General features: G+C 41.6%; 9 protein-coding genes. 6 read left to right on the forward strand and 3 right to left on the reverse strand.

All coding sequences use genetic code 11. The features are described from left to right. Positions 1 to 2 precede the first annotated feature (2 nt). Genes folK through COT43_09865 form a run of 6 tightly spaced genes read left to right on the forward strand, consistent with a single transcriptional unit; the run spans position 3 to position 3,263 of the window. The gene (folK, locus tag COT43_09840) at positions 3 to 455 is read left to right on the forward strand and encodes a 2-amino-4-hydroxy-6-hydroxymethyldihydropteridine diphosphokinase (protein PIS27561.1); all 453 of its coding nucleotides are present in this window, start codon (positions 3 to 5) and stop codon (positions 453 to 455) included. A 7-nt stretch (positions 456 to 462) separates the two neighbouring features. After that, positions 463 to 1,107 (forward strand): deoxynucleoside kinase, encoded by a 645-nt coding sequence (locus COT43_09845; protein PIS27562.1) that lies wholly within the window; start codon positions 463 to 465, stop codon positions 1,105 to 1,107. Further along, positions 1,108 to 1,314, forward strand: coding sequence for a hypothetical protein (locus tag COT43_09850; GenBank protein PIS27563.1), 207 nt, complete (start codon positions 1,108 to 1,110; stop codon positions 1,312 to 1,314). It abuts the gene before it with no gap. 9 nt (positions 1,315 to 1,323) lie between these two features. Then, positions 1,324 to 1,941 carry a hypothetical protein gene (locus COT43_09855; protein PIS27564.1) on the forward strand — a complete coding sequence of 206 codons (618 nt, stop codon included), beginning with the start codon at positions 1,324 to 1,326 and terminating at the stop codon, positions 1,939 to 1,941. Between the two features lie 9 nt (positions 1,942 to 1,950). Then, entirely contained in the window at positions 1,951 to 2,373 is a 423-nt protein-coding gene (locus COT43_09860) for a hypothetical protein (protein PIS27565.1), read from the forward strand. Then, complete coding sequence (locus COT43_09865) at positions 2,313 to 3,263, forward strand: hypothetical protein (protein ID PIS27566.1); 951 nt, start codon at positions 2,313 to 2,315, stop codon at positions 3,261 to 3,263. Before COT43_09860 ends, COT43_09865 begins: the two co-directional genes overlap by 61 nt. A gap of 370 nt (positions 3,264 to 3,633) precedes the next feature. On the opposite strand, the gene COT43_09870 is transcribed toward COT43_09865, so the two are convergent. The 3 genes from COT43_09870 to COT43_09880 all read right to left on the reverse strand — a co-directional run. Next, positions 3,634 to 4,821, reverse strand: coding sequence for a hypothetical protein (locus tag COT43_09870; protein PIS27567.1), 1,188 nt, complete (start codon positions 4,819 to 4,821; stop codon positions 3,634 to 3,636). Then, positions 4,811 to 6,031: a site-specific DNA-methyltransferase gene (locus tag COT43_09875; protein ID PIS27568.1), complete on the reverse strand. Its 1,221-nt coding sequence runs from the start codon at positions 6,029 to 6,031 to the stop codon at positions 4,811 to 4,813. The genes COT43_09870 and COT43_09875 overlap by 11 nt, the downstream gene beginning before the upstream one ends. Positions 6,032 to 6,236: 205 nt before the next feature. After that, positions 6,237 to 6,895 (reverse strand): hypothetical protein (locus COT43_09880; protein PIS27569.1); only part of this gene is annotated, 659 nt, incomplete at its 5' end.

Below are 6,895 nucleotides of genomic sequence, written 5' to 3' on the forward strand. Positions count from 1 at the left end.
GAATTGATGAATCGCCGTCAATGTCCGTCCGGCATGTTTCGTCACTTTTTGAAACGACACCATTGTATAATCCCGATCAGGATAATTTTTATAACATGGTCGCTGAAGTCGAAACCGATCTTCAACCAACCGAACTGATTAAAACTTTAAAACAGATTGAAACCGACAGCGGGAGAAATCTGAGTGCGAAACGCTACAGCCCGCGCGAAATTGACATCGACATCGTTTTTTTTGGTAATGTCATTTTAGAATCGGAAAAACTGACAATACCGCATCGTTTATTATACGAACGCAGTTTTGTACTCATGCCACTGAGCGAATTAAACGATCGGTTCGTCGATCCGGCGACGGGAAAAGATATCCGGCAATTGTTGTCCGAATGCCCGGATCGAACGTCGATCCAAAAAATAGGAACCATAAACATTCCCAAATCCGAATACTTAACAGAGGCTTGAAATTTCCATGAATGATTTGAGTTATATCGCTATCGAAGGCGTCATTGGCGTCGGGAAAACAAGTTTTGCCAGACTTTTATCCGAACGGTTGACAACGCAATTGGTTCTCGAACGGTTCGAAGAAAACCCGTTTCTGGAGGAATTTTACAAGGAACCGGCTCGTTTTGCCTTCCAGACGCAACTTTTCTTTCTCCTCAGCCGGTACAAGCAACAACAGGAACTCAAACAAATCGATCTGTTCCATAACCTGCTTGTCAGCGATTATATGTTTGTCAAAGACAGGCTATTCGCGCATCTGACTCTTGAAGAAAAGGAACTCCAACTCTATCATCACATCGCCAATCTGCTTGAAAAAGAGATTCCGAAACCCGATTTGGTCATTTTTCTGCAGGCGAGCACCGACCATCTGATGTCCAATATCCGGAAGCGGGGAAGATCGTATGAAAAAGATATGTCGCGCGAGTATATTGAATCGCTGAACCAGATTTACAACGAATTTTTTTATCGGTATAAAGAGAGTCCGCTGATTATCATCAATACCAACGAGATCGATTTCGTAAATAATGAAGACGATCTTCACGAACTTCTTCAGGTCATCGTTAAACCGATCACCGGCACAATTTATTATAATCCCCGAAGAGAGGTGTTGTAAATGGGACAGGCGATATTAGCGCTGATAATTATTTATTTGGTATGGAAACTGATCAAACCGGTGATTTACAGATTAGAGGAAAAACGCGAAGCGTCTTCCTCGAAGAAATCCAACGTGTCCCGAAGTTTCGGGATGAATCCAAAAGACATTCAGGACGCCGAGTTCAAAGACATCGACACGAAAGATAAAACCGACAACTCAAATTAACGACCGATTATGAAACGTTACTATCTGCTCTTGATTCTTTTGATCTTTTATTTTTTGGAAGCCTGCGGTCCGAAACACCCGAAAGTTTCCGCATCGGACTGGAAAAAAATCATTCTGGAACATAAGGCTTTATACCCCGAAATGCAGATTCAGGATGTTTATAAACTCGTCTATCAAAGCATGTTCGGTCCCGGACACATGGGAACGGATAAAAACAAGATCGCAAAATGGCTCAATGAGGAGTTGGACACCATCGTCGCCGATTCGACCGTTGACCTGATCGAAGACATTTCTCCGACTGGAACCTATTTCCGGATCAATCTCAGGAGATTTAAATACGAAAGTGGGAAGCCAGAATTGCTGTGTCAGGCGATTGCACAGTCGGCCGCTGAAGCGGAAAGCGATACCACTGAATTCATAGCTAACTGGCAAACGATCGTCGAACTAATCGAATCGCAGGAAGTATTTTTCGATCAGGATCAGACAGCCAGATTCACAGAATCCATGACTCGCGCCGGTTATCCGATTGTTCATCATTCGGATATTTATTCGCACAAATACACGCCTTCTTACCGGGTCGTTGCCCGGAAATACTGGAACAAAATCGCACCCGAGGTTTTTCAGTAAGGAAATTCGATGGCAACGCTCGTTCTGATAACCTTTTTACTCGGCGCGGAACTCGGTTATATCCAAATCCACTTCCGTAAGCGCGAACTGAAATCGAGACTTCTTTATTTGTTACTTTACGGCGTTTTATCGGCGGTTCTGATTGGTTTTTTCTGTCAACGCGTTCAAATTATCGATGGAATGGGATTCTATCTCATAATACTAACCACCGGAACGACGATCGGTATATTCATTTTATTGGAACGGCTGGTCATGCGATTCTGGTGGTTATCGATCGCTCTGGCGCCGGTTATCGGAACAATCAACTATTTATTCATGCTGAATAATACAGTGCGTACTTCACCGATTGTGTTTTTACTGAGTTTTACTTTGTGTTTCGGGCATTTCCTGATCGGATTATACCTGAAATATTTCACGGGAGAATATCTTTGAAAACTGCGCTGATCACCGGGATCGGCGGTTTTCTGGGCGGACATTTAGCGACAATCGCGGCAAATCGTTTTCGTATAGTCGGATTATATCACACTTTTCCCGTTGAAATTCCCAATATCCGAACGCTTTACGGCTCGCTGACGGATCGAACCGCTCTTCTCAAAATTCTCAATAAAATTCAACCGGATGCAATTATTCACAACGCCGCTATGGCGAATCCGGATGACTGCGAAGCAAATCCGTCGGAAGCAGAAGCGGTCAATGTCGGTTCGTCGGAATTTCTTGCCAAATGGTGTGAAGAAAATCATCGGCGATTGGTTTTTATCTCCACGGATATGGTTTTTGACGGAACGAAAGGAAATTACCGGGAAGAGGACAAAGTCAATCCATTAAGCGTCTATGCAAAAACAAAAGCCGAAGCCGAAAAGACCGTTTTGGCTCATTGTGGGAATTCTTTGATCTGCCGCATCGCGCTGATGTATGGCAGAGGAGTATTGAATCGTCCTTATGGTTCCGAATGGCTTGAACGGAAATTGATCAAAAGAAAGAATGGCATCGAAATTAATCCGGTCGTTCTATTTTCCGACCAATACCGGAGCATGATTTCTGTCAGCAATGCCGCTGAGGCTGTCATAGAAGCGACGCCGAAGGATATTCGGGGAATTCTTCATGTTGCAGGTTCTCAGCGCATCAGCCGGTTCGATTTCGGGAAGAAATTGTGTGCTGTTTTAAATATCCCGGAGACTTTCATCGTCAGCGCAAAATATGACGACGCCAACATCCAAACGCCGCGTCCGAAAGACGTCAGCCTGAACATTTCCAAAGCACGCGCTCTATTATCGATTGAGTTCCCGGATATTGAAACCGGACTTCGACAAATCTATCGCTGAAAATGTCTGAATCACTGATTAAACAGATTACGCTGAAAATGTCTGTATCACTGATTAAACAGATTACGCTGATTTCGCTGATTATAGAGAATGAAACCGGGAAAGTGAATCTGTGAAATCCTTGAATCAGTGTAATCTGTGATCCTGACGGATTTGTGGATGCTGTGCTGGGCGACGCAATAGGAAAATGTCTGAATCACTGATTAATCAGATTACGCTGATTTCGCTGATTATAGAGAATGAAACCAGGAAAGGGAATCTGTGAAATCCTTGAATCAGTGTAATCCGTGATCCTGACGGTGTTATGATGGATGCTGTGCTGGGCGACGCTCTACGTTAGATTTGAGAATCTGACGCAATAGGGGAAACCTTAATCGTCATTAATATCTTCATCGTTCTGATCATCCGACAATAAATAAGGCGAATCATTTTCTCGAATTATCCAATCATTGATATTTGTCGAGTTTAAAAAATTCAGGATCGGCACAGGCTGCAATTTTTGTTCAAGATAGTCTCGTAACTGATCTTCTGGAACAGACAAAATTTCGGTATCGTAATTAAGTCGGGTTTTCAAACATCGCGCTAACTCTAAAGGCCAAAACTGCATACTCATCTGAATAATTTCAGTTCCGGATTTAAGAGCCGCATCGGTCGTTTTTGAGGTATTTGGCATCCTGTCAACGATAATAAATGTTTGCGAAAAATTTGCTATGCCATTCTGTTCGATTTCATTAGCATATCTTGTCAGTTTATCTTTCATAATTTCAGGATTACCTTTACCGATAAAACCAATATCAAATCTTGCCAATTTACCCGGACGTAATCGGATTGTTGCGTCACATTCTCGTAAGTCAGAACTATCAGACAACCAAAATACTTTTTTAAGTCTATTACTATGAGAGTTTTCTACATGATGTAAACCAAGTATCGTTAAGACAGATCCCATAATGAGGCGTTCAAACAACTTTCCATAGGTAGATTTTTCTGAACCACGAATTGTTAGTGTTGTAGCGCCAATTGCTGTAGATAATCGAGAGATGTCTTTCCAAGTCAAAGGTCTGGAATTATGTTTTAAATCACCATCGACAAAATACCCCAAGTCCATTGAAATATCGCCAAAATCTTCCTGACATCTTCGAGATGCTTCCTCGATAGCATTTTCAAAATCCTGAATATAACTATGGCGCATTTGAGGATTACTTCGCAAAACATTTTGAATACTTTTTCCAGTCAAGCCAATAAGCCACTGAGCAGGCCAAAATGTTTCTTTCCTGGATTGAGAAGTGTTGTCCATTTGTTCAAGGGCTAAAGTAGATAATTTTTCAGTAAAATCATCGATTAGCGTCCAGCCTTTTGCAAATAAAGAAATCATTGCTCCGGTTGCAATTGCAACACGGCGACGAGTCAAAGGCTCAGTTTGTGTACGAATATTTTCTCCACATAAAACGGCAAGAATGACTTGGCGAGCGGTCTCTACACCAAGTCTCTCAATAAATTCCTTACCATTTGCAGTAAGTACTAATTTTCCCTTTTCGGGGAATAGTTCATCAATTATCATCTTTTTTTTCCTCGAACAAGTCTATTTGCTTTTGAGCAGGTTTTACTGAATCGCAATTTATCCACATAACCGTGTTGAGATTTACATTTTTCCAAGAAATGATATCTTCACTCATTATGTCTATATACTCTGGGTTGTTGTCGAATAAAACAAATCTTCTTCGTAACCCAGATGCAGCATTGCCAACTGTACCTGAACCTGCAAAGGGATCTAAAACAACATCGCCTTTAAACGAATAGTAACGTATGACTTTTTCCGCCAATTCCTTTGGAAATGCCGCAGGATGTTTAGAGCTGGTTGATGGACTTATCTTCCAGACATTTGTCCTTTCATAACCATTAGCAATTTTAGAGTCGTTGACAATATCTCTGTCCGGATGATTACGGATGAACCAATCAATGAGCAGATCAGTATGTTTCCGATAAACTAAAACATATTCGGTTACTGGTACTGCTTTATATTGTAAAGGATTACGATCAGCCGCGAACCGTCTTCCACGCCCCGTTGCCCATCCTGCACCCTCGGGCTTTAACCAAATTATGTCATCAATAAAATCGAAACCTTCTTCAGTAAATATTCTGTGAATGTCAAAAGGAACTGCTATTCTTTTTGAAGATTCATTTCTTGAAGCCCGACGCAATAAAACCGGGGAAATATTAATTACGAAAAATCTACCTTCTCCAAGCACTCTATGACACCTTCTTATAATTTGTCGCATTTTGAACAAATACTCGTCGTATGCTTCATACTCAGAGTATTCCGGACGAGCATTGAAATACGGCGGTGAAGTAAAAATTAAATCTACGCTTTCAGAAGGCATTTCTTCGAGTAAGAGAGCAGAATCACCATATCCAATAGTATTTCTCAGTTTGGATAATTTATATTCTTTTTTATTCTGTTTTAATTCTTTAACCTTGGTCTCATCTTGCTTTAAGAGTCGGGCAGTTAGTATTTCGGGTTTCGTAGTTTTGGATGCAATAATTTCAGTACTATAAGCGTCAATTACGACCTCACCCATTTTAATACCACTTTTAGCACACAAAGGGACTCTCCAATAATCGTATCTATCGTCAACTTCAGGTAAACCAAACTTAATGACGTTGACAAGTTGAATTTCAGAAAGCCAATCCTTCACAATGTGCTTTGCTTGCTGAACATTTAGAACGAGATATTTTCTCTCTTCAGAAATTAATTGTCCATTAAATTTCATTTTACCATCTCTCTTTTTCAGTTTTCTTTTTGACTAAAGAAAAATGATATTTTATTTTTTTGTTCTTCATTCCGATACAATTTTACTCAATGATTTTTATGAAATCAAATAGAATGTTTGGAAAAAGTATTTCTGTTCCGTCAGGTTCTCAAACCTGACGGATTTGTGGATGCTGTGCCGGACAGGCCTATTCAACCTATTCTACCTATTTCACCAGCAAACACTTTTTCGTCGAGGTTTGCCCATTCATGAGAAGTCGATAGAAATAAAGTCCGGAACCGAATCGTTCGGCGTTCCACCGAACAGAATAGGAACCGGCGGATTGGCGTCGATTGACGAGTTCGATGATCTTTCGTCCGCTTGGGTCAAAGACTTCCAGGCAGATATTCGCCTCTTTCGGGATTGAATAGGTAATGGTAGTTGAAGCATTGAACGGATTTGGATAGTTTTGTTGTAAGCGGAAATCGTCGGCGTTGGCGATGAGAGGTCGATCGATTCCAGCCGGTCTCCCGGTGTAATGATCGATCGCCTCGGTGATTGTCATAAACCGGACACGGTCGCCGTAGGAATTTTTCAGAGAATCGATAAGTTCGCTGAACCAACGAATGACGATACCGTTTTCGTAACCCTGACGGATGAAATAGTCATGCGCAAGCACGCAATAAAAACCGTTCGTCTTGCCGAAACTGCGGATATTGGCGAGCGCCGCAGTGAGCTGGCTCGAATAATTCGACGACGTCATTTGCCAAGTGTATTCGCTTTGCATTCCGAGATTGAAGAGATTCTCGGTGACATAATCCTTGTACGGCGTCGCCATGGAAATCCGGTCGAAATGATTGTCGATCAGGACGTGGTATGTCGTTG

Source organism: Candidatus Marinimicrobia bacterium CG08_land_8_20_14_0_20_45_22 (assembly GCA_002774355.1).
GTDB lineage: Bacteria > Fidelibacterota > UBA2242 > UBA2242 > UBA2242 > 0-14-0-20-45-22.

Coding starts and splice junctions, on each gene's coding strand:
- COT43_09845 (PIS27562.1), top strand. CDS start 463: ATGAATGATTTGAGTTATATCGCTATCGAAGGCGTCATTGGCGTCGGG.
- COT43_09850 (PIS27563.1), top strand. CDS start 1,108: ATGGGACAGGCGATATTAGCGCTGATAATTATTTATTTGGTATGGAAA.
- COT43_09855 (PIS27564.1), top strand. CDS start 1,324: ATGAAACGTTACTATCTGCTCTTGATTCTTTTGATCTTTTATTTTTTG.
- COT43_09860 (PIS27565.1), top strand. CDS start 1,951: ATGGCAACGCTCGTTCTGATAACCTTTTTACTCGGCGCGGAACTCGGT.
- COT43_09870 (PIS27567.1), bottom strand. CDS start 4,821: ATGATAATTGATGAACTATTCCCCGAAAAGGGAAAATTAGTACTTACT.
- COT43_09875 (PIS27568.1), bottom strand. CDS start 6,031: ATGAAATTTAATGGACAATTAATTTCTGAAGAGAGAAAATATCTCGTT.